Origin of the sequence: Escherichia sp. WS1152, from assembly GCF_046487665.1 — a bacterium.
Taxonomy (GTDB): Bacteria; Pseudomonadota; Gammaproteobacteria; order Enterobacterales; family Enterobacteriaceae; genus Escherichia; species Escherichia coli.
The window spans coordinates 17788-38888 of record NZ_JBJQJA010000011.1; the positions used below are offsets into that span (position 1 = coordinate 17788).

A 21101-nucleotide genomic window follows, 5' to 3' on the forward strand; every position below is an offset into this window, starting at 1 on the left:
CAACCGCTGCCACATGTAGGCCGGATAAGGCGTTCACGCCGCATCCGGCAATAAGGCGTAAGGCGCGATGATATTATTTACACTCCGCCAGGCTTTTAAATCGCCTTAATATCCCTGCTCGAAATAGCTTTCGAGAATAATAACCGCAGAGGCAGAGTCAACTTTGCCTTTGTTGAGCGCCCGATAGCCGCCCTGTTCAAACAGACCGGAACGTGCCTCCACGGTGCTAAGACGCTCGTCATGGAGCTTTACTTCAACACCGAAACGACCATGAATACGGTTGGCAAATTTACGCGCTCTGGCAGTCAATGGTTGCTCGGTACCGTCCATATTCAGCGGCAAACCGACGATGATTTCGTCCGGCTGCCACTCTTTCAGTAAACGCTCGATAATGTTCCAGTCCGGCGTACCGTCCTGTGCTTTAATTGCAGGCAAAGGGCGAGCGGTGCCGGTAATGCGTTGGCCGACCGCTACGCCAATGCTTTTGGTGCCGAAGTCGAAGGCGAGTAAGGTTCCACTCATCAGGCGTGTCCTGCCACACCAGGCATGGTGAGAATATCCACACCAATCAGTTTTGCCGCCTCGCGCCAGCGGTCGGCAATCGGCGTTTTGAACAGAATATTCAGATCTGCCGGGGCGGTTAGCCACGCGTTATCGAGAATTTCTTGTTCCAGTTGACCTTTCTCCCAGGAGGCATAGCCCAGAGCCACCAATACGTCAGACGGTTGTTTATCGGTGCCGAGCGTTTCCAGCACATCGCGGGAAGTGGTCATCACTGTGTTGTCTGAAATGCGAATGCTGGAAGCAAAATTAGAGGGCGGAGTATGCAAAATAAACCCGCGATCTTCAGCCAGTGGGCCGCCGAGCATAACCGGTTTATCCAGACGGATTGATTCATCACGCGGCTCCGGCGTGATCTTCAGCTTTTCCAGAATCCCTTCAATTTTGAGATTTTCCAGCGGCTTGTTGACGATGATCCCCATTGCACCATTGGTATTATGTTCGCAAATGTAGACCACGGAACGACGGAAAATCGGATCCTGGAGAGCAGGCATGGCAATAAGAAAGTGATGCTGTAAATTCATTGTCAGAGGTTCTGTTTCCTGGTTCAAAAAAGCAACAGCGCCCAGTATGCGTGGAAAGAAGGGCGCTGTCACTCAGAGTCTCAACGAGATCCTTCTCGCTAAGGTGGGTTACTGCTGCTGTAAACGTGCTTCGATGGCATCCATTAACATTCCGGTGATCGACACCGGAAACTCTGCTTCAATCTCACGAATACAGGTTGGGCTGGTGACGTTAATTTCAGTCAGACGGTCGCCGATGATATCCAGACCAACAAAAATCAGCCCTTTTTCTTTCAGCGTCGGCCCGATCTGACGGGCGATTTTCCAGTCACTTTCCGTCAGCGGACGAGGTTCACCGCGACCACCGGCAGCCAGATTGCCACGGGTTTCGCCCCCCTGCGGAATACGCGCCAGGCAGTACGGTACCGGCTCGCCATCCACCACCAGCACGCGTTTGTCGCCATCTTTAATGGCTGGCAGGTAATTTTGCGCCATGCAGTAGCGAGTGCCATGCTCAGTCAGGGTTTCGGCAATCACGCCGAGGTTTGGATCGCCTTCTTTCACGCGGAAAATCGACGCGCCGCCCATACCGTCCAGCGGCTTAAGAATGATGTCGCTGTGTTTCTCCCAGAACGCTTTTAGCTGCGCTTTATTGCGCGTAACCAGCGTTTCTGGCGTTAAGTCAGAGAACCAGGCGGTAAACAGTTTCTCGTTACAGTCGCGCAGGCTCTGCGGCTTGTTAACGATCAGCGTCCCTTTCTCTTCGGCACGTTCCAGAATATAGGTCGCGTAGATAAACTCGGTATCAAACGGCGGGTCTTTACGCATCAGGATCACATCGAGATCGGCCAGCGGCAGATCCTGTTCACCGACGAACGAAAACCACTCTTCGTAGTTCTGCTTCACGTTCAGCGTGCGGGTATGGGCGCGGGCTTCGCCATTGATCAGATACAGATCGCCCATCTCCATATAGTGAAGTTCGTAACCACGACGCTGTGCTTCCAGCAACATAGCGAAACTGGAATCTTTCTTGATGTTGATGTTTGCGATGGGGTCCATCACGATGCCGAGCTTGATCATTATTCTTCTCCGTTAGCCCAAATCGCCAAATCGTACTTGTAGCGCGGTAATGGCGGTGAGCGCAGTTGTCTCTGTACGCAAAACGCGAGGTCCCAACAGGATATCAGTAAATTGATAGCGGGCAGTCATGGCAATTTCATCTGCCGATAAACCGCCTTCCGGGCCAATCAGCAGGCGGACGCGTTCAACCGGTAAAGGCAACGTATTGATGCTGTTACTGGCGCGCGGGTGAAGATTCAGTTTCAGTCCTTCATCCTGCTCTGCACACCAGGCTTCCAGATCCATCGCTGGACGGATTTCCGGCACCCGGTTACGACCACACTGCTCACAGGCAGCAATTGCAATCTTCTGCCACTGCTGGAGCTTCTTGTTCAGACGTTCACTATCCAGTTTAACGCCGCAGCGCTCAGAAAAAAGTGGCGTAATGAGGCTTACACCGAGTTCGATCGATTTCTGGATCGTAAATTCCATTTTTTCACCACGCGACATCACCTGACCGAGGTGAATATGCAGCGGAGATTCGCGATCGTCGATCTGGCCTTCCAGCACCTTCACTTCCACGCTTTTTTTGCTGGCGCTGGTAATTTCGGCGTCAAAGACCTGGTTGCTGCCGTCAAACAATTGCAACGCCTGCCCCGGCCCCATGCGCAGTACGCGCCCGATATGGTTGGCGGCATCTTCGCAAAGCGCGATGTGAGAATGGCTGGTCAGTGGTTCAGGATGATAAATGCGGGGGATACGCATAGTTAAAAATCCGCGTCGTCTCCCCACGCGGTTGTACGCGTGGGGTAGGGGTTAACAAAAAGAATCCCGCTAGTGTAGGTTAGCTCTTTCGCGCCTGGCAAGCGCGTTGCACATACGGGTTATGATTGCCCTGCACCTTCGCGATGCGTTCATCGCGCTCGCACTCCCAGTCGGTAACCGGATACATCTTGTCCCATGCGTTGAACAGCTGCGTTTGCTGGCGGGAGAGTGTCAGGTTGTATTGGTCACGCATATAGAAGTAGGTGCGCGCAATGGCACCGCGTGCACGCGCTGGTGGTTCGGCAGCTTTTTCTTTGAAATCGACCTTCATGGCGCATTGACCGTACTGGCCTTCGCCGCCATTCCACTGGCTGTACATAAAGTTGCCGCGATCGCCATTCACCTCGCCGACTGACGGCTGCAGGTTATGCATATCGCTTTCCATCTTGCGATAGACCGGATCTTTAGCGCAGTTTTTACGTCCACCGTCCTGCCAGCACTGGCGCTGGTGACCGAATTGCCAGGCGGGAACGACGTGTTCCCACTCTACGCGGCTGGCGCGGTTTTCATTTTTGCGCACCTGATAGCCGCACGATTGCAGATCAACAACGCCTTTTTTGCCCTGCCAGTTAATTTTACATCCGCAATAAAACGTACCGGGCGCGTCAGCGTGGACTTTTACCGCCGCGGCTTTCGCCTGAGAAAAACTATTGATACCTTCGGCCAACGCCGGGCCGGAAAATGCTGCGCTCAGTACCACCGCAGCAATAGACAAATAACGGTACATCACTTACTCCGTGTTAAAACGAGCCAGCAACGTAGCGAAAGTTGTTTTGGTATGCAATCAGCCAGATCAGGAAAGTTCCTGATAGTTCAGATGGTTATTTTGCGACCAGTTGTTCGCCGCAGTGAACACAGCGATAGACGGCTTCGCCACGAACTACGCGATTATGGCGGCGTACGGTAAGCTGATGCTCCTGGCACTTACAGCGGTAGGGGAAGGTGTTGCGACGCACGGATTGCAGTTCGAACTGATGCGTACGACGGGCGGGAACGCCCAGCACGCTTTCCATCATCCACTTCCACTCTTTGCCATGTGGCGCTACGCGGCCGAAATGTTTCCATACCAGCAAATGTGCCAGTTCGTGCGGCACCACTTCTTCAATAAAGGCTTCACTGTTTTCCAACAGCAAAACGGGATTGAGGCGAATTTCATAGCTTTCCAGCCAGGCTGTTCCGGCGGAGGTTCCGCGCTGGGTGTAAGAGAGTTTTGGCTCCGGGTAGTTACGCCCTAGCTTCAGGTTGGCCTGGGCGAGTTTTTCCCGCAGGCGACGCATAACGGCCTGTTGGATGGCGATAGGGAGACGGGATGTTTTCATAGCGGCAGAGGATAGAGCGAAGAAAAGATGACTGCAAGAGGCGGCTTCCTCCGCGACGGGAGGAAGCCTGAGGAGATTAATCGTGAGCGCCGATTTCGCGCAGTTTACGACCTTTCATCAGATTACGTTCAATATGTTCCAGCGAAACGTGTTTGGTTTCCGGTACCAGCCACAATGTCAGCAGGATAAACAGTACGTTCAGAGCCGCATACACCCAGAAGGTGTTGGCGTTACCCAGCGTGTTGAGCATGGTCAGGAACGTTGCGCCAACGATCATGTTGGCAATCCAGTTGGTGGCGGTGGAGCAGGTGATGCCAAAATCGCGGCCTTTCAGCGGCTGAATTTCGGAGCACAGTACCCAAATCAGCGGACCGGCACTCATGGCAAAACCGACAATAAACATCAGCAGCATGGCGATGGCGAAATACTGCGCCGACGGAGAGTGGATACCGATATGCATCATTGTACCGAGTACGCCCATACCAGCAGCCATCACCAGGAAGCCCAGCGTTAGCGTTGGTTTACGTCCCCAGCGGTCAACAAGGCCGATTGCGATAAAGGTGGCAAGTACGTTGGTCAGGCCGACAATCACTGTCCCCCACATTTGCTCGGTGGTGTTGGTATAACCCGCCAGTTCGAAGATTTTCGGCGCGTAATACATGATGACGTTCATCCCGGTGAATTGCTGCATTACCTGTAACAGTACGCCAAGGAACACCGCGCGGCGGAAGTTGCTATTCTCTTTAAACAGCGCCCAGCCACTCTGTTTAACCTGCAAACTTTCACGGATTTCATCCAGTTCGCGTTTCGCTTCCGCGCTGGTGTCACGCAGGCGTAGCAGCACGCGTTCGGCATCAACAAAACGGCGTTTGGCGGCAAACCAACGTGGGCTGTCTGGCAGGAAGAAGACACCAATCAGCAGCAAAATTGCCGGGATGATAATCACACCCAGCATCCAGCGCCATGCACCGGTGTAGCTGAAGGCGGTATCAGAAAGATAAGCACCGAGGATCCCGATAGTGATCATCAACTGATACATCGAGATCATACTGCCGCGAATTTTTTCCGGCGCAATTTCAGAGAGGTACAGTGGTGCGGTATAAGAGGCCACACCCACCGCCAGCCCCAGCAGAACGCGCGAAAGAATCAGTACTTCAACGTTTGGCGCAGCCGCAGAGAACAGCGAACCGGCAACAAACAAAATCGCGCCGATCATCAGGCTCTTTTTGCGCCCGAGTTTAAAGGAGAGCCAGCCGCTGCCCACCGCACCGACTGCCGCACCGAACATCATGGAGCTTACGACCCATTCTTGCGTGTGCGAAGTAATCTGGAATTCATCTGCAATAAACGGCAGTGCGCCAGCAATTACACCGATATCCAGGCCAAAGAGTAATCCCGCCAGAGCGGCAAGGAAGCAGACGAAAAACGTCATTGCCTTGTTTGACCGCCCCTGTTTTTTAGCGTCAGGCATGATGCCCTCCAATATGGTTATTTTTTATTGTGAATTAAGATAGGTGAGTACGACGTAAAAAGATGTGAAGCAAATCACATCAGTGTAATCGCTTACACTAACATTTATCTTAGTTATGATTTAAGTGCATGAAAATAATTGAGTTATATCATCATAGATTAAACGCTGTTATCTGCAATTAAGACTTTACTGAAAAGAAATGTAACAACTGTGAAAACCGAATAATAATATGAAAATATTACAAATCTTTGTCTGTTGTGGTTGGTGTAATCGGTTTCAGTTGTGATGATAATTTGCGGTGAAACGTGATCAGGAAGAATGATGTTATTGTGCAGGCGGTTTTTTTGCCGGATGCGGCGTGAACGCCTATCCACCGCGGTGAGGTAAAAGAAAAAGGCCAGCGCGAGGCTGGCCTTTGAAAGCAGGTGAAGAAAGATTACTTCAGACCGGCAGCATCGCGCAGCAGCTGCGCTTTGTCGGTTTTTTCCCACGGGAAATGTTCACGACCAAAGTGACCGTATGCTGCGGTTTCTTTGTAGATCGGGTGCAGCAGATCCAGCATCTGAATCAGACCGTATGGGCGCAGGTCGAAGAACTCACGTACCAGCAGAGTCAGTTGTTCAGAAGGCACTTTCTCGGTACCGAAAGTTTCTACCATGATGGAAGTCGGTTCAGCCACGCCGATTGCGTAGGAAACCTGAATTTCACAACGATCGGCCAGGCCAGCAGCAACGATGTTTTTTGCAACATAACGTGCTGCGTACGCAGCGGAACGGTCCACTTTTGATGGATCTTTACCAGAGAATGCTCCGCCACCGTGACGTGCCATGCCGCCGTAGGTATCAACGATAATTTTACGACCAGTCAGACCGCAGTCACCCATCGGGCCACCGATAACAAAACGACCGGTCGGGTTGATGAAGAATTTGGTGGCAGAAGTCAGCCATTCAGCGGGCAGAATCGGCTTGATGATCTCTTCCATTACCGCTTCTTGCAGCGATTTCTGGTCGATCTCTTCAGAGTGCTGAGTGGAAAGCACGACAGCATCGATACCAACGATTTTGCCGTCGTCATACTGGAAAGTCACCTGGCTTTTCGCGTCCGGGCGCAGCCACGGCAGAGTGCCGTTTTTACGCACTTCAGCCTGACGCTGTACCAGACGGTGTGCATAGGTGATAGGTGCTGGCATCAGCACGTCGGTTTCATTAGTTGCGTAGCCAAACATCAGACCCTGGTCACCCGCGCCCTGTTCCAGCGGATCGGCACGGTCAACGCCCTGGTTGATGTCAGGAGACTGTTTGCCGATAGCGCTCAGAACCGCACAGGAGTTAGCGTCAAAGCCCATGTCGGAATGTACATAGCCAATTTCGCGAACGGTGTTACGGGTGATCTCTTCGATGTCTACCCAGGCGCTGGTGGTGATTTCGCCGCCAACTAAAACCATGCCGGTTTTTACGTAGGTTTCGCAAGCAACGCGTGCTTTCGGATCCTGTTCGAGGATCGCGTCTAAAACGGCATCAGAGATTTGGTCAGCAATTTTGTCAGGATGCCCTTCAGAGACGGACTCGGACGTAAAAAGGTGTTTTGCCATATTTAATATCACCTAAAGAGAATTTGGTTAGCTCAAACTGTTGTGTGGATTTTCTGTGGTAGCGGATCCTACCACGACTCTGCAGGTTAAAAACACTGGCAGTCTGAGTGTTAATCGGTATGGATGGATTAACATCTGGATGGCTATTTTAGGTCAATTCTTCACCCGATTTCCACTTTTTTTTGAATCGTGTCTCATTCTGTTAAAAACGTGGCTGGAAATTTTTCCTGACAATGCCGGCATTCTGCGTATTTATCTTTTGCAATTTTCTGCCATTGTGGGGTATAAAACGCGGCGCGCGGCTTAAATAAAAAGCACACGACGTTTCTTTCGTGTTGCCACTTCCAGCCGGGTTGAAATCAGAGTTTTGGCTTGTGGGTTCGTCTTAACAGGCGGCCGTGGAGGTGATACGAAATAATGAACCGTTGTCTGCTGCTTAACCTGTCTCACCGTTCTGGTGAAGATTCGTTCCCCGCACTCTGCATCTCTGCTTTGCATACCTGCCGATGTTATACCCATCTCGGCGCTTCTCAGGATTCAAGAGCTGGTTACAGTTACTGAGGACTGAACAAGGGCGCTCTTGTAAAAACAAGAGTTTTCTCGTGGTTTCGCCGAACTGTCACACTTACGTTCGGTTATGTGCTTAATAATGTTATGAAAAAGAAACCGGTTGCGCAGTTGGAGCGTCAGCATTCACTGCTGGAAAATCCATGTGCTTATGGGTTGTTATCGCAGTTCCAGGCTGCGATAGTCGTTAACTGTTTTACACTTAATAAAATAATTTGAGGTTCGCTATGTCTGACGACATGTCTATGGGTTTGCCTTCGTCAGCGGGCGAACACGGTGTACTACGCTCCATGCAGGAGGTTGCAATGAGCTCCCAGGAAGCCAGCAAGATGCTGCGTACTTACAATATTGCCTGGTGGGGCAATAACTACTATGACGTTAACGAGCTGGGCCACATCAGCGTGTGCCCGGACCCGGACGTCCCGGAAGCTCGCGTCGATCTCGCGCAGTTAGTGAAAACTCGTGAAGCACAGGGCCAGCGTCTGCCTGCACTGTTCTGTTTCCCACAGATCCTGCAGCACCGTTTGCGTTCCATTAACGCCGCGTTCAAACGTGCGCGGGAATCCTACGGCTATAACGGCGATTACTTCCTTGTTTATCCGATCAAAGTTAACCAGCACCGTCGCGTGATTGAGTCCCTGATTCATTCGGGCGAACCGCTGGGTCTGGAAGCCGGTTCCAAAGCCGAGTTGATGGCAGTGCTGGCACATGCTGGCATGACCCGTAGCGTCATCGTCTGCAACGGTTATAAAGACCGCGAATATATCCGCCTGGCATTAATTGGCGAGAAGATGGGGCACAAGGTCTATCTGGTCATTGAGAAGATGTCAGAAATCGCCATTGTGCTGGATGAAGCAGAACGTCTGAATGTCGTTCCTCGTCTGGGCGTGCGTGCACGTCTGGCTTCGCAGGGCTCGGGTAAATGGCAGTCTTCCGGCGGGGAAAAATCGAAGTTCGGCCTGGCTGCGACTCAGGTACTGCAACTGGTTGAAACCCTGCGTGAAGCCGGGCGTCTCGACAGCCTGCAACTACTGCACTTCCACCTCGGTTCGCAGATGGCGAATATTCGCGATATCGCCACGGGCGTTCGTGAATCCGCGCGTTTCTATGTGGAACTGCACAAGCTGGGCGTCAATATTCAGTGCTTCGACGTCGGCGGCGGTCTGGGCGTGGACTATGAAGGCACCCGTTCGCAGTCTGACTGCTCCGTAAACTATGGCCTCAATGAATACGCCAACAACATCATCTGGGCGATTGGTGATGCGTGTGAAGAAAATGGTCTGCCGCATCCGACGGTAATCACTGAATCGGGGCGTGCAGTGACTGCGCATCACACCGTGCTGGTGTCTAATATCATCGGCGTGGAACGTAACGAATACACGGTGCCGACCGCGCCTGCAGAAGATGCGCCGCGCGCGCTGCAAAGCATGTGGGAAACCTGGCAGGAGATGCACGAACCGGGAACTCGCCGTTCTCTGCGTGAATGGTTACACGACAGTCAGATGGATCTGCACGACATTCATATCGGCTACTCTTCCGGCACCTTTAGCCTGCAAGAACGTGCATGGGCTGAGCAGCTTTATTTGAGCATGTGCCATGAAGTGCAAAAGCAGCTGGATCCGCAAAACCGTGCTCATCGTCCGATTATCGACGAGCTGCAGGAACGTATGGCGGACAAAATGTACGTCAACTTCTCGCTGTTCCAGTCGATGCCGGATGCGTGGGGGATCGACCAGTTGTTCCCGGTTCTGCCGCTGGAAGGGCTGGATCAAGTGCCGGAACGCCGCGCTGTGCTGCTGGATATTACCTGTGACTCTGACGGTGCTATCGACCACTATATCGATGGTGATGGTATTGCCACGACAATGCCTATGCCGGAGTACGATCCAGAGAATCCGCCGATGCTCGGTTTCTTTATGGTCGGCGCATATCAGGAGATCCTCGGCAACATGCACAACCTGTTCGGTGATACCGAAGCGGTTGACGTGTTCGTCTTCCCTGACGGTAGTGTAGAAGTGGAACTGTCTGACGAAGGCGATACCGTGGCGGACATGCTGCAATATGTACAGCTCGATCCGAAAACGCTGTTAACTCAGTTCCGTGATCAAGTGAAGAAAACCGATCTTGATGCTGAACTGCAACAACAGTTCCTTGAAGAGTTCGAGGCAGGTTTGTACGGTTATACCTATCTTGAAGATGAATAATTAAGATTATTCTGCTGGCGGGTCGATTTATTTACGTAAATCGGTCCGCTTTCTTTTTATATATTCTTAAAAATAATTTAGCTGCTTTTCTTATTAAATAATCTCCCTACAATCGCTGCATTAATTAAATGCAGAGGGAACGGTTATGAAAAAATGGAAAGTACGTAGCGCGTTGGTGGCATTAATCGTGCTGCTGGCCGGTTGTTCCAGTAATGCGCAGTATAATAGCAGTGCATCGGGCAATGTCGGCACCGCCTGGGGTGGGGATGTGCACTCAACGGTTCAGGGCGTATCTGCTGAGCGAGCCTGGCGCGATCCGGCGGAGATGATCGTTATTAGTTATTCGACTAATGTTCCTTCCGGCTACGACCGCGTTTATAGCATTCGTATTAACGAACTGGAATATGCTATTCGCGATGGTAATTTTAATTCTCTACCTATTACGCGTGTTTATGATTCATCCAATAATGAACCACGCTATATTGTCCATGCCAGAGTCGGAATGAATTATCAATTATATGTCCGTAATTACAGTCGTAACACCAACTACGAGATCGTTGCTACGGTTGATGGCCTGGATGTGCTGAACGGCAAGCAAGGTTCGCTGAATAACAACGGCTATATTGTGAATGCCGGAGATTCGTTAGCGATTAAAGGATTCCGCAAAGATAAACATACCGAAGCGGCTTTTCAGTTCGCCAACGTTGCTGATTCCTACGCAGCCAATTCGGCGCAAGGCGATGTGCGTAATACCGGTGTAATAGGCTTTGCCGCCTTTGAATTACAAGGCCAGGCGCAAAACGCGCTGCCGCCGTGCTCTGGACAAGCCTTTCCGGCAGATAACAATGGCTATGCGCCGCCACCGTGTCGGAAATAGCAACCTCGCTTGATGCCTCGCCCATTTAAGGCGATAATTAGCACAAACTTGTGTTTCGCAAATCCAACCCTTCCTCGTCGGGCCTAACGACGCGGAAGGGTTTTTTTATATCGACTTTGTAATAGGAGTCCATCCATGAGCACCTTAGGTCATCAATACGATAACTCACTGGTTTCCAACGCCTTTGGTTTTTTACGCCTGCCGATGAACTTCCAGCCGTATGACAGCGATGCCGACTGGGTGATCACCGGCGTGCCGTTCGACATGGCCACCTCTGGCCGTGCCGGTGGTCGTCACGGCCCGGCGGCGATTCGCCAGGTTTCGACTAACCTGGCCTGGGAACACAACCGCTTCCCGTGGAATTTCGACATGCGCGAGCGTCTGAACGTGGTGGACTGCGGCGATCTGGTATATGCCTTCGGCGATGCCCGTGAGATGAGCGAAAAACTGCAGGCACACGCCGAGAAGCTGCTGGCTGCCGGTAAGCGTATGCTCTCCTTCGGTGGTGACCACTTTGTTACGTTGCCGCTGCTGCGTGCACATGCGAAGCATTTCGGCAAAATGGCGCTGGTACACTTTGATGCCCACACCGATACCTACGCTAACGGTTGTGAATTTGACCACGGCACCATGTTCTATACCGCGCCGAAAGAAGGTCTGATCGACCCGAATCATTCCGTGCAGATTGGTATTCGTACTGAGTTCGATAAAGACAACGGCTTTACCGTGCTGGACGCCTGCCAGGTGAACGATCGCAGCGTGGATGACGTTATCGCCCAGGTGAAACAAATTGTGGGTGATATGCCGGTTTACCTGACCTTTGATATCGACTGCCTGGATCCTGCATTTGCGCCGGGAACCGGTACGCCGGTAATTGGCGGTCTGACCTCCGATCGCGCCATTAAACTGGTACGCGGCCTGAAAGATCTCAACATCGTTGGGATGGACGTAGTGGAAGTGGCTCCGGCATACGATCAGTCGGAAATCACCGCTCTGGCAGCGGCAACGCTGGCGCTGGAAATGCTGTATATTCAGGCGGCGAAAAAGGGCGAGTAAGCACCAGATGCGATGCGCACGGGTAAAACGTGCCATTAATGTCGGATGCGGCGTGAACGCCTTATCCGACCTACGTTCGGCACCCGTAGGCCGGATAAGATGCGCCAGCATCGCATCCGGCAATGCGCACAAGGTAACAAATGTGCCATTCATGTCAGATGCGGCGTGAACGCCTTATCTGACCTACGTTCGACACCACCAGGCTTTACTTAATCCCATCCGCGCTCATGCGATCGCGAATATGCTGGGCGCGTTCGGCGGATGCAGGATGGTCGTCAAACATTGAGCTTTGGCGACCTTCTTCCAGTTTTGCCAGTTTTTCAAAGCTGGTGGCAAGACCTGCCGGGCTGATGCCGCGTTGGCGCAGAAGATCGTAAGAATAATCATCGGCTTCTGCTTCCTGGCGCTGGGAGAATTGCGAATTAACTAATTTCTCGCCCAGATCACCGAGTTGTGATTGAGATAAACTGCCGACAATCCCGCCCGCAGAGGCCGCAGCTACTCGCACGGCATTTGTACCAAGTGCCACCTGCATCCCTTTCTTCACATGGCCTAACGCCACGTGCCCCATTTCGTGACCGATCACCGCTTCGACTTCGTTATCCGTCATCATATCCATCAGCCCGCTATAGACACGGATACAGCCGTTAGCCATTGCAAAGGCGTTCACATCCTTCGCCATATACACTTTGTAATTTACCGGCTGACCGTTGATATTGTTGCCTAGCGCATTGGCAATAGTTGTCAGACGTTTAGCGTATTCGCTATTGGCTGGCGCAATCGTCGCCTTGCTGTCCATCTCCTGACATGCCTGATCGCTCAGGGTTTTCACCTGCGCATCACTCAAACTGTAAGCCTGAAAAGCTTCCGCTCCTGATGAGAGCAGTCCGTTGGAGTCCATATTCTGGCAACCAGTCAGTACCGTTGCCACGCTCATTGCTACCAATAAGGCGCGAATTTTCATGTTTTTTCTTCCGCACAAGGTCAGGATTATTCTATAAATGCGCCGTTTGCAGGTGAACCGACGCTCAGTCTCAGTATAAGGAAAAGCGCAGCGGACGGGCGAGTAGATTGCGCAACATGCGAGCATGATCCAGAGATTTCTGAAGCGGCAAAAGGATGTTCCATGTACATGACGCGCGGCTTGCGGTAAATTGTTGGCAAATTTTCCGGCGTAGCCCAAAACGCGCTGTCGTCAAGTCGTTAAGGGCGTGCCCTTCATCATCCGATCTGGAGTCAAAATGTCCTCACGTAAAGAGCTTGCCAATGCTATTCGTGCGCTGAGCATGGACGCAGTACAGAAAGCCAAATCCGGTCACCCGGGTGCCCCTATGGGTATGGCTGACATTGCCGAAGTCCTGTGGCGTGATTTCCTGAAACACAACCCGCAGAATCCGTCCTGGGCTGACCGTGACCGCTTCGTGCTGTCCAACGGCCACGGCTCCATGCTGATCTACAGCCTGCTGCACCTCACCGGTTACGATCTGCCGATGGAAGAACTGAAAAACTTCCGTCAGCTGCACTCTAAAACTCCGGGCCACCCGGAAGTGGGTTACACCGCTGGTGTGGAAACCACCACCGGTCCGCTGGGGCAGGGTATTGCCAACGCAGTAGGTATGGCGATTGCAGAAAAAACGCTGGCGGCGCAGTTTAACCGTCCGGGCCACGACATTGTCGACCACTACACCTACGCCTTCATGGGCGACGGCTGCATGATGGAAGGCATCTCCCACGAAGTTTGCTCTCTGGCGGGTACGCTGAAGCTGGGTAAACTGATTGCGTTCTACGATGACAACGGTATTTCTATCGATGGTCACGTTGAAGGCTGGTTCACCGACGACACCGCAATGCGTTTCGAAGCTTACGGCTGGCACGTTATTCGCGACATCGACGGTCATGACGCAGCATCCATCAAACGCGCAGTAGAAGAAGCGCGCGCAGTGACTGACAAACCGTCCCTGCTGATGTGCAAAACCATCATCGGTTTCGGTTCCCCGAACAAAGCCGGTACTCACGACTCCCACGGTGCGCCGCTGGGTGATGCAGAAATCGCTCTGACCCGCGAACAGCTGGGCTGGAAATACGCGCCGTTCGAAATCCCGTCTGAAATCTATGCGCAGTGGGATGCGAAAGAAGCAGGCCAGGCGAAAGAATCTGCATGGAACGAGAAATTCGCTGCTTACGCGAAAGCTTATCCGCAAGAAGCCGCTGAATTTACCCGCCGTATGAAAGGCGAAATGCCGTCTGACTTCGACGCAAAAGCGAAAGAGTTCATTGCTAAACTGCAGGCTAATCCGGCGAAAATCGCCAGCCGTAAAGCGTCTCAGAATGCTATTGAAGCGTTCGGCCCGCTGTTGCCGGAATTCCTCGGCGGCTCCGCTGACCTGGCACCGTCTAACCTGACCCTGTGGTCTGGTTCTAAAGCAATCAACGAAGATGCTGCGGGTAACTACATCCACTACGGTGTTCGCGAGTTCGGTATGACCGCGATTGCTAACGGTATCTCCCTGCACGGTGGCTTCCTGCCGTACACATCCACCTTCCTGATGTTTGTCGAATACGCACGTAACGCCGTACGTATGGCTGCGCTGATGAAACAGCGTCAGGTGATGGTTTACACCCACGACTCCATCGGTCTGGGCGAAGACGGCCCGACTCACCAGCCGGTTGAGCAGGTCGCTTCTCTGCGCGTGACCCCGAACATGTCTACATGGCGTCCGTGTGACCAGGTTGAATCTGCAGTAGCGTGGAAATACGGCGTTGAGCGTCAGGACGGCCCGACCGCGCTGATCCTCTCCCGTCAGAACCTGGCGCAGCAGGAACGTACTGAAGAGCAGCTGGCAAACATCGCGCGCGGTGGTTATGTGCTGAAAGACTGTGCCGGCCAGCCGGAACTGATCTTCATCGCTACTGGTTCTGAAGTTGAACTGGCTGTCGCTGCATACGAAAAACTGACTGCCGAAGGCGTGAAAGCGCGCGTGGTTTCCATGCCGTCTACCGACGCATTCGACAAGCAGGACGCGGCTTACCGTGAGTCTGTACTGCCTAAAGCGGTTACTGCACGCGTTGCGGTGGAAGCGGGTATTGCTGACTACTGGTACAAGTATGTTGGCCTGAATGGCGCTATCATCGGTATGACCACCTTCGGTGAGTCAGCTCCGGCAGAGTTGCTGTTCGAAGAGTTCGGCTTCACCGTCGACAACGTCGTTGCGAAAGCAAAAGAACTGCTGTAATTAGCATTTCGGGTAAAAAGGTCGCTTCGGCGACCTTTTTTATTACCTTGATATGTCCGTTTGCGGACAAGCAATAGATAAAGCGTGTTGTAGATCACAAATATTTATATGCAATAAATATCAATTATGTAATATGCATCACGATATGCGTGTTGACATTTGTTGTTATATCTATAACTCAATGTTATATAAGAAATTAATAATTCACTGTTTTCAAAACACCGGTTTCCCTGCTCAATTGCTTTCATTAAACCGCACGAGTATTTTATTTTTACCGCCGGACGGTACCCTAAAAATAAAATAAGGATAATTTATGCGGCTTAGTGATTATTTTCCAGAATCATCAATCTCAGTTATACATTCAGCAAAAGATTGGCAGGAAGCTATCGATTTCTCGATGGTATCATTGTTGGATAAAAACTATATCAGCGAGATTTACATTCAGGCAATTAAAGATTCCACCATTAACAATGGCCCTTATTATATTCTCGCACCAGGCGTGGCAATGCCTCATGCGCGACCGGAATGTGGGGCGCTTAAAACCGGGATGTCTTTGACATTACTTGAACAAGGTGTTTATTTTCCGGGGAATGACGAACCAATTAAATTACTCATCGGACTCTCTGCTGCCGATGCCGATTCGCACATTGGCGCTATTCAGGCGTTAAGTGAATTACTGTGCGAAGAAGAAATACTCGAACAACTCTTAACAGCATCATCAGAAAAACAATTAGCGGACATTATCAGCCGCGGATAATTACTCTCTCCTCTACAGGATAATATTATGGAAAACAAGTCTGCTCGTGCAAAGGTCCAGGCTTTTGGGGGCTTTTTGACTGCAATGGTCATCCCCAATATTGGTGCTTTTATTGCCTGGGGTTTTATTACTGCGTTATTTATTCCCACCGGTTGGCTGCCTAACGAACATTTCGCCAAAATTGTCGGCCCGATGATTACCTATTTATTGCCCGTGATGATTGGTTCTACCGGTGGTCATCTGGTCGGCGGTAAACGCGGCGCGGTCATGGGCGGAATAGGTACTATTGGTGTGATCGTCGGCGCAGAGATCCCGATGTTCCTTGGCTCAATGATTATGGGGCCGCTCGGTGGTCTGGTCATAAAATATGTTGATAAGGCACTGGAAAAACGCATACCTGCCGGTTTTGAGATGGTTATCAATAACTTCTCATTAGGTATCGCGGGGATGCTCCTTTGTCTGCTGGGTTTTGAAGTGATCGGCCCGGCGGTGTTAATTGCCAATACTTTCGTCAAAGAGTGTATCGAGGCGCTGGTACATGCGGGTTATCTGCCTCTGCTGTCAGTCATCAATGAACCGGCGAAAGTGCTTTTCCTTAATAATGCGATCGATCAGGGCGTCTATTATCCGCTGGGAATGCAACAGGCTTCGGTTAACGGTAAATCCATCTTCTTTATGGTGGCCTCTAACCCAGGTCCGGGCCTGGGGCTGCTGCTGGCGTTTACCTTGTTTGGTAAAGGGATGAGTAAACGTTCTGCGCCCGGGGCGATGATTATTCACTTCCTCGGTGGGATCCACGAACTGTATTTCCCATATGTGCTGATGAAGCCGCTGACTATTATTGCCATGATTGCGGGCGGTATGTCTGGCACCTGGATGTTTAACTTACTGGACGGTGGTCTGGTGGCTGGCCCAAGTCCGGGGTCTATCTTTGCTTACCTGGCGCTGACGCCGAAAGGTTCGTTCCTGGCGACAATTGCCGGTGTTACGGTAGGTACCCTGGTGTCCTTTGCTATCACTTCGCTGATACTGAAGATGGAAAAAACGGTGGAAACGGAGAGCGAAGATGAGTTTGCTAAGTCAGCCAATGCGGTTAAGGCGATGAAACAAGAGGGTGCATTCTCGTTAAGCAGGGTTAAGCGTATCGCCTTTGTTTGCGATGCGGGGATGGGCTCCAGTGCGATGGGCGCGACCACCTTCCGTAAACGCCTGGAAAAAGCGGGGCTGGCAATTGAAGTAAAACATTACGCCATAGAAAACGTGCCTGCGGATGCGGATATCGTCGTTACTCATGCCAGTCTGGAAGGGCGCGTGAAACGTGTGACGGATAAACCACTGATATTGATTAATAACTATATTGGCGATCCAAAACTCGACACTTTATTTAATCAATTAACCGCCGAACATAAACACTGATTACAGAGATAAAAATGAAAACCAAAGTTGCTGCTATTTATGGCAAGCGGGATGTCCGTCTGCGCGAATTTGAACTGCCAGAAATTACCGATAATGAATTACTGGTGAGTGTGATTTCTGACAGCGTCTGTTTATCCACCTGGAAAGCGGCGTTACTCGGTAGTGAACATAAACGCGTACCCGACGATTTAGAAAATCATCCGGTCATTACCGGGCATGAATGTGCCGGGGTTATTGTCGAAGTGGGTAAAAATCTCACTGGCAAATATAAAAAAGGCCAGCGTTTTGTATTGCAACCGGCGATGGGGTTACCAAGCGGATATTCAGCGGGCTACAGCTACGAATATTTTGGCGGCAATGCCACTTATATGATTATTCCCGAAATCGCCATTAATTTGGGCTGCGTATTACCGTATCACGGCTCTTATTTTGCTGCGGCGTCGCTGGCAGAGCCTATGTGCTGCATTATTGGTGCTTATCATGCCAATTATCACACCACGCAATATGTTTATGAGCATCGCATGGGCGTCAAACCTGGCGGCAATATTGCACTGCTGGCGTGTGCAGGTCCGATGGGCATTGGCGCTATCGATTACGCCATTAACGGCGGCATACAACCGTCGCGGGTGGTGGTGGTCGATATCGACGACAAACGTCTGGCGCAGGTACAGAAGCTGCTGCCGGTGGAACTGGCGGCCAGTAAAGGCATTGAGCTGGTGTATGTGAATACCAAAGGGATGAGCGATCCTGTCCAGATGCTGCGGGCGCTGACAGGAGATGCCGGGTTCGATGACATTTTTGTTTATGCGGCGGTGCCTGCTGTCGTTGAGATGGCTGATGAATTACTGGCGGAAGATGGCTGTCTGAACTTCTTTGCCGGGCCGACGGATAAAAACTTCAAAGTGCCGTTTAATTTCTACAACGTTCATTACAACAGCACGCACGTCGTCGGTACATCCGGCGGTTCAACGGACGACATGAAAGAGGCGATTGCCCTTAGCGCCACTAGGCAGTTACAGCCGTCGTTTATGGTGACCCATATCGGTGGCCTGGATGCGGTGCCAGAAACCGTGCTCAATCTGCCGGATATCCCTGGCGGTAAAAAACTCATTTATAACGGCGTGACCATGCCGCTCACTGCCATTGCCGATTTTGCCGAAAAAGGCAAAACCGATCCGCTGTTTAAAGAGTTGGCGCGGCTGGTTGAGGAAACGCACGGCATCTGGAATGAACAGGCCGAGAAATATCTGCTGGCACAATTTGGCGTTGATATCGGGGAGGCCGCGCAATGATGTCCCTGGCGTGGCCATTATTTCGCGTTACGGAACAGGCAGCGTTGGCTGCCTGGCCGCAAACCGGATGTGGCGACAAAAATAAAATTGATGGCCTGGCGGTCACCGCGATGCGCCAGGCATTAAACGACGTCGCTTTTCGTGGACGAGTGGTTATCGGCGAAGGAGAAATTGACCATGCGCCGATGCTGTGGATTGGCGAAAAGGTGGGCAAAGGCGATGGGCCAGAAGTCGATATCGCGGTTGACCCGATCGAAGGCACGCGGATGGTAGCGATGGGGCAGAGCAATGCGTTGGCGGTCATGGCTTTCGCCCCTCGAGATAGCCTGTTACATGCGCCCGATATGTATATGAAAAAGCTGGTTGTTAATCGACTGGCTGCCGGGGCGATTGATCTGTCTTTGCCTCTGGCGGACAACTTGCGTAACGTGGCGCGGGCGTTAGGTAAACCGCTGGACAAGCTGCGCATGGTTACGCTGGATAAACCGCGTCTGAGTGCCGCGATTGAAGAAGCAACACAGCTGGGCGTGAAGGTTTTTGCCCTGCCGGATGGCGATGTTGCCGCCAGCGTGCTGACCTGCTGGCAGGATAATCCTTACGATGTGATGTACACCATCGGCGGTGCGCCGGAAGGCGTGATTTCTGCCTGTGCCGTTAAAGCATTAGGCGGGGATATGCAGGCCGAGCTGATTGACTTTTGTCAGGCTAAAGGGGATTACACGGAAAATCGGCAGATTGCAGAGCAGGAGCGCAAGCGTTGCAAGGCAATGGGCGTTGACGTTAACCGTGTGTACTCGCTCGATGAACTGGTGAGGGGGAACGATATCCTCTTTAGCGCTACGGGCGTGACGGGCGGTGAGCTGGTGAACGGTATCCAACAGACGGCGAATGGGGTGCGGACGCAGACATTACTGATCGGCGGCGCGGACCAAACGTGTAATATAATAGACTCCCTGCATTGATGGTGATCTATCGGAAGACCAATGGCGACGCTGACAGAAGATGATGTGCTTGAGCAACTGGATGCACAGGACAATTTATTTTCATTTATGAAAACTGCGCATTCTATTTTGCTCCAGGGGATACGCCAGTTTCTGCCGTCGCTGTTTGTCGATAACGATGAAGAGATCGTGGAATATGCAGTGAAGCCGTTACTCGCCCAAAGCGGCCCGCTTGACGATATTGATGTTGCGCTGCGTTTGATTTATGCGCTGGGGAAAATGGATAAATGGCTGTACGCCGATATCACGCATTTTTCCCAGTTCTGGCATTACCTGAACGAACAGGATGAAGCGCCCGGATTTGCCGATGACATGACCTGGGATTTTATCAGCAACGTCAATAGCATAACCCGCAATGCGATGCTCTATGACGCGTTAAAAGCGATGAAGTTCGCTGATTTCGCCGTCTGGTCAGAGGCGCGTTTTAGCGGGATGGTCAAAACGGCGCTGACGCTGGCAGTAACGACCACCTTAAAGGAATTAACGCCGTGAAAATTGAATTAACGGTGAATGGGCTGAACGTGCAAGCGCAGTACCATGATGAAGAGATAGAACGCGTGCATAAACCGTTGCTGCGTATGCTGGCGGCCTTACAGACGGTAAATCCGCAGCGCCGAACCGTGGTTTTTCTTTGCGCTCCGCCGGGGACGGGTAAATCTACCCTAACCACCTTCTGGGCATATCTCGCGCAACAAGACCCGGAGCTGCCCGCTATTCAGACGCTCCCGATGGATGGTTTTCACCATTACAATAGCTGGCTGGATGCGCATCAATTGCGCCCCTTCAAAGGCGCACCAGAGACATTTGACGTAGCGAAACTGGCGGAAAATCTGCGCCAGGTCGTGGAAGGGGATTGTACGTGGCCGCAGTATGATCGACAAAAGCATGATCCTGTTGAAGATGCGTTGCACGTTACCGCACCACTCGTCATCGTCGAAGGAAACTGGCTATTACTGGATGATGAAAAGTGGCTGGAGTTGGCATCTTTCTGCGATTTTTCTATTTTTATTCATGCACCTGCTCAAATTCTGCGGGAGCGCTTGATTAGTCGTAAAATTGCGGGAGGATTATCGCGGCAAGAAGCCGAAGCATTTTATGCCCGAACCGATGGCCCCAATGTCGAGCGTGTGCTGATGAATAGTCGTCAGGCCAATCTGATAGTAGAGATGACTGAAGAAGGCCGGTATCACTTCACAAGCTGACAATTTATTCCAGTTATTGCAGGGTTATTATTACGCCAGCCTGGAATAAAGCTTCCCACAAAAGGGGATAAAAGTGTGATGTGAGTCAGATAAATGTCTTCTTTGACTGGACAATCATTCCTTTTATTCCACGTTTCGCTTATCCTAGCTGAAGCGTTTCAGTCGAT

Annotated in this window: 22 protein-coding genes; 13 read left to right on the forward strand and 9 right to left on the reverse strand. The window is 51.6% G+C overall.

Annotation, left to right across the window (positions count from 1 at the left end):
• Positions 1–105: 105 nt before the first annotated feature.
• From ruvX to metK, 8 genes are all read right to left on the reverse strand, one after another.
• Positions 106–522 (reverse strand): Holliday junction resolvase RuvX, encoded by a 417-nt coding sequence (gene ruvX / locus ACJHW7_RS17070; RefSeq protein WP_000017106.1) that lies wholly within the window; start codon positions 520–522, stop codon positions 106–108.
• Entirely contained in the window at positions 522–1085 is a 564-nt protein-coding gene (locus ACJHW7_RS17075) for a YqgE/AlgH family protein (RefSeq protein ID WP_001053178.1), read from the reverse strand. Before ACJHW7_RS17075 ends, ruvX begins: the two co-directional genes overlap by 1 nt.
• A 108-nt stretch (positions 1086–1193) precedes the next feature.
• A complete protein-coding gene (gene gshB / locus ACJHW7_RS17080) occupies positions 1194–2144 on the reverse strand; it encodes a glutathione synthase (protein ID WP_000593273.1) in 951 nt (316 codons plus the stop codon).
• Between the two features lie 12 nt (positions 2145–2156).
• Complete coding sequence (gene rsmE, locus ACJHW7_RS17085) at positions 2157–2888, reverse strand: 16S rRNA (uracil(1498)-N(3))-methyltransferase (protein WP_001222509.1); 732 nt, start codon at positions 2886–2888, stop codon at positions 2157–2159.
• 79 nt (positions 2889–2967) lie between these two features.
• Positions 2968–3675, reverse strand: a complete 708-nt coding sequence (endA, locus tag ACJHW7_RS17090) for a deoxyribonuclease I (protein ID WP_000286497.1) — start codon at positions 3673–3675, stop codon at positions 2968–2970.
• A 94-nt stretch (positions 3676–3769) separates the two neighbouring features.
• On the reverse strand, positions 3770–4267 hold the full coding sequence (locus ACJHW7_RS17095; RefSeq protein ID WP_000858396.1) for a SprT family zinc-dependent metalloprotease: 498 nt from the start codon (positions 4265–4267) through the stop codon (positions 3770–3772).
• Positions 4268–4343: 76 nt separating this feature from the next.
• Entirely contained in the window at positions 4344–5738 is a 1395-nt protein-coding gene (gene galP / locus ACJHW7_RS17100; RefSeq protein WP_001112301.1) for a galactose/proton symporter, read from the reverse strand.
• A 436-nt stretch (positions 5739–6174) separates the two neighbouring features.
• Complete coding sequence (metK, locus tag ACJHW7_RS17105) at positions 6175–7329, reverse strand: methionine adenosyltransferase (protein WP_001062128.1); 1155 nt, start codon at positions 7327–7329, stop codon at positions 6175–6177.
• A 55-nt stretch (positions 7330–7384) separates the two neighbouring features.
• Between metK and yqgD the strand changes: the two genes are divergently transcribed.
• From yqgD to speB, 6 genes are all read left to right on the forward strand, one after another.
• On the forward strand, positions 7385–7636 hold the full coding sequence (gene yqgD, locus ACJHW7_RS17110) for a protein YqgD (RefSeq protein WP_001303651.1): 252 nt from the start codon (positions 7385–7387) through the stop codon (positions 7634–7636).
• A 110-nt stretch (positions 7637–7746) separates the two neighbouring features.
• On the forward strand, positions 7747–7890 hold the full coding sequence (gene yqgG / locus ACJHW7_RS17115; protein WP_001297404.1) for a protein YqgG: 144 nt from the start codon (positions 7747–7749) through the stop codon (positions 7888–7890).
• 93 nt (positions 7891–7983) lie between these two features.
• A complete protein-coding gene (yqgB, locus tag ACJHW7_RS17120; RefSeq protein ID WP_001297406.1) occupies positions 7984–8115 on the forward strand; it encodes an acid stress response protein YqgB in 132 nt (43 codons plus the stop codon).
• 8 nt (positions 8116–8123) lie between these two features.
• Positions 8124–10100 (forward strand): biosynthetic arginine decarboxylase, encoded by a 1977-nt coding sequence (speA, locus tag ACJHW7_RS17125; protein ID WP_001295380.1) that lies wholly within the window; start codon positions 8124–8126, stop codon positions 10098–10100.
• 145 nt (positions 10101–10245) lie between these two features.
• Positions 10246–10977, forward strand: a complete 732-nt coding sequence (locus tag ACJHW7_RS17130) for a lipoprotein (protein ID WP_000758914.1) — start codon at positions 10246–10248, stop codon at positions 10975–10977.
• A 135-nt stretch (positions 10978–11112) separates the two neighbouring features.
• The gene (gene speB / locus ACJHW7_RS17135) at positions 11113–12033 is read left to right on the forward strand and encodes an agmatinase (RefSeq protein WP_000105566.1); all 921 of its coding nucleotides are present in this window, start codon (positions 11113–11115) and stop codon (positions 12031–12033) included.
• Positions 12034–12238: 205 nt separating this feature from the next.
• Here the strand turns inward: speB and loiP are convergent, their stop codons facing one another.
• A complete protein-coding gene (gene loiP, locus ACJHW7_RS17140; protein ID WP_000701842.1) occupies positions 12239–12997 on the reverse strand; it encodes a metalloprotease LoiP in 759 nt (252 codons plus the stop codon).
• Between the two features lie 277 nt (positions 12998–13274).
• Between loiP and tkt the strand changes: the two genes are divergently transcribed.
• The 7 genes from tkt (at position 13275) to ACJHW7_RS17175 (ending at position 20934) form a co-directional block, all read left to right on the forward strand.
• Complete coding sequence (gene tkt, locus ACJHW7_RS17145) at positions 13275–15266, forward strand: transketolase (RefSeq protein WP_000098609.1); 1992 nt, start codon at positions 13275–13277, stop codon at positions 15264–15266.
• A 313-nt stretch (positions 15267–15579) separates the two neighbouring features.
• Complete coding sequence (gene cmtB, locus ACJHW7_RS17150) at positions 15580–16023, forward strand: PTS mannitol transporter subunit IIA (protein ID WP_001625902.1); 444 nt, start codon at positions 15580–15582, stop codon at positions 16021–16023.
• 27 nt (positions 16024–16050) lie between these two features.
• Positions 16051–17439: a PTS mannitol transporter subunit IICB gene (gene cmtA / locus ACJHW7_RS17155; RefSeq protein ID WP_000428802.1), complete on the forward strand. Its 1389-nt coding sequence runs from the start codon at positions 16051–16053 to the stop codon at positions 17437–17439.
• Between the two features lie 14 nt (positions 17440–17453).
• Positions 17454–18731 carry a zinc-binding dehydrogenase gene (locus ACJHW7_RS17160; protein ID WP_021557193.1) on the forward strand — a complete coding sequence of 426 codons (1278 nt, stop codon included), beginning with the start codon at positions 17454–17456 and terminating at the stop codon, positions 18729–18731.
• Positions 18728–19693: a class II fructose-bisphosphatase gene (gene glpX, locus ACJHW7_RS17165; protein WP_001625898.1), complete on the forward strand. Its 966-nt coding sequence runs from the start codon at positions 18728–18730 to the stop codon at positions 19691–19693. The genes ACJHW7_RS17160 and glpX overlap by 4 nt, the downstream gene beginning before the upstream one ends.
• Positions 19694–19714: 21 nt before the next feature.
• Entirely contained in the window at positions 19715–20224 is a 510-nt protein-coding gene (gene fumE, locus ACJHW7_RS17170; RefSeq protein WP_000224123.1) for a fumarase E, read from the forward strand.
• A complete protein-coding gene (locus ACJHW7_RS17175) occupies positions 20221–20934 on the forward strand; it encodes a nucleoside/nucleotide kinase family protein (RefSeq protein WP_072847842.1) in 714 nt (237 codons plus the stop codon). Before fumE ends, ACJHW7_RS17175 begins: the two co-directional genes overlap by 4 nt.
• The last annotated feature ends 167 nt before the right edge of the window (positions 20935–21101 follow it).

What these genes read in the sequence shown, in the direction of transcription:
- tkt (WP_000098609.1), top strand. Translation starts at nt 13,275, where the DNA reads ATGTCCTCACGTAAAGAGCTTGCCAATGCTATTCGTGCGCTGAGCATG.
- ACJHW7_RS17160 (WP_021557193.1), top strand. Translation starts at nt 17,454, where the DNA reads ATGAAAACCAAAGTTGCTGCTATTTATGGCAAGCGGGATGTCCGTCTG.
- speA (WP_001295380.1), top strand. Translation starts at nt 8,124, where the DNA reads ATGTCTGACGACATGTCTATGGGTTTGCCTTCGTCAGCGGGCGAACAC.
- ACJHW7_RS17075 (WP_001053178.1), bottom strand. Translation starts at nt 1,085, where the DNA reads ATGAATTTACAGCATCACTTTCTTATTGCCATGCCTGCTCTCCAGGAT.
- cmtA (WP_000428802.1), top strand. Translation starts at nt 16,051, where the DNA reads ATGGAAAACAAGTCTGCTCGTGCAAAGGTCCAGGCTTTTGGGGGCTTT.
- ruvX (WP_000017106.1), bottom strand. Translation starts at nt 522, where the DNA reads ATGAGTGGAACCTTACTCGCCTTCGACTTCGGCACCAAAAGCATTGGC.
- gshB (WP_000593273.1), bottom strand. Translation starts at nt 2,144, where the DNA reads ATGATCAAGCTCGGCATCGTGATGGACCCCATCGCAAACATCAACATC.
- cmtB (WP_001625902.1), top strand. Translation starts at nt 15,580, where the DNA reads ATGCGGCTTAGTGATTATTTTCCAGAATCATCAATCTCAGTTATACAT.
- loiP (WP_000701842.1), bottom strand. Translation starts at nt 12,997, where the DNA reads ATGAAAATTCGCGCCTTATTGGTAGCAATGAGCGTGGCAACGGTACTG.
- galP (WP_001112301.1), bottom strand. Translation starts at nt 5,738, where the DNA reads ATGCCTGACGCTAAAAAACAGGGGCGGTCAAACAAGGCAATGACGTTT.
- fumE (WP_000224123.1), top strand. Translation starts at nt 19,715, where the DNA reads ATGGCGACGCTGACAGAAGATGATGTGCTTGAGCAACTGGATGCACAG.
- yqgB (WP_001297406.1), top strand. Translation starts at nt 7,984, where the DNA reads ATGAAAAAGAAACCGGTTGCGCAGTTGGAGCGTCAGCATTCACTGCTG.
- ACJHW7_RS17130 (WP_000758914.1), top strand. Translation starts at nt 10,246, where the DNA reads ATGAAAAAATGGAAAGTACGTAGCGCGTTGGTGGCATTAATCGTGCTG.
- glpX (WP_001625898.1), top strand. Translation starts at nt 18,728, where the DNA reads ATGATGTCCCTGGCGTGGCCATTATTTCGCGTTACGGAACAGGCAGCG.
- speB (WP_000105566.1), top strand. Translation starts at nt 11,113, where the DNA reads ATGAGCACCTTAGGTCATCAATACGATAACTCACTGGTTTCCAACGCC.
- yqgG (WP_001297404.1), top strand. Translation starts at nt 7,747, where the DNA reads ATGAACCGTTGTCTGCTGCTTAACCTGTCTCACCGTTCTGGTGAAGAT.
- metK (WP_001062128.1), bottom strand. Translation starts at nt 7,329, where the DNA reads ATGGCAAAACACCTTTTTACGTCCGAGTCCGTCTCTGAAGGGCATCCT.
- rsmE (WP_001222509.1), bottom strand. Translation starts at nt 2,888, where the DNA reads ATGCGTATCCCCCGCATTTATCATCCTGAACCACTGACCAGCCATTCT.
- endA (WP_000286497.1), bottom strand. Translation starts at nt 3,675, where the DNA reads ATGTACCGTTATTTGTCTATTGCTGCGGTGGTACTGAGCGCAGCATTT.
- ACJHW7_RS17095 (WP_000858396.1), bottom strand. Translation starts at nt 4,267, where the DNA reads ATGAAAACATCCCGTCTCCCTATCGCCATCCAACAGGCCGTTATGCGT.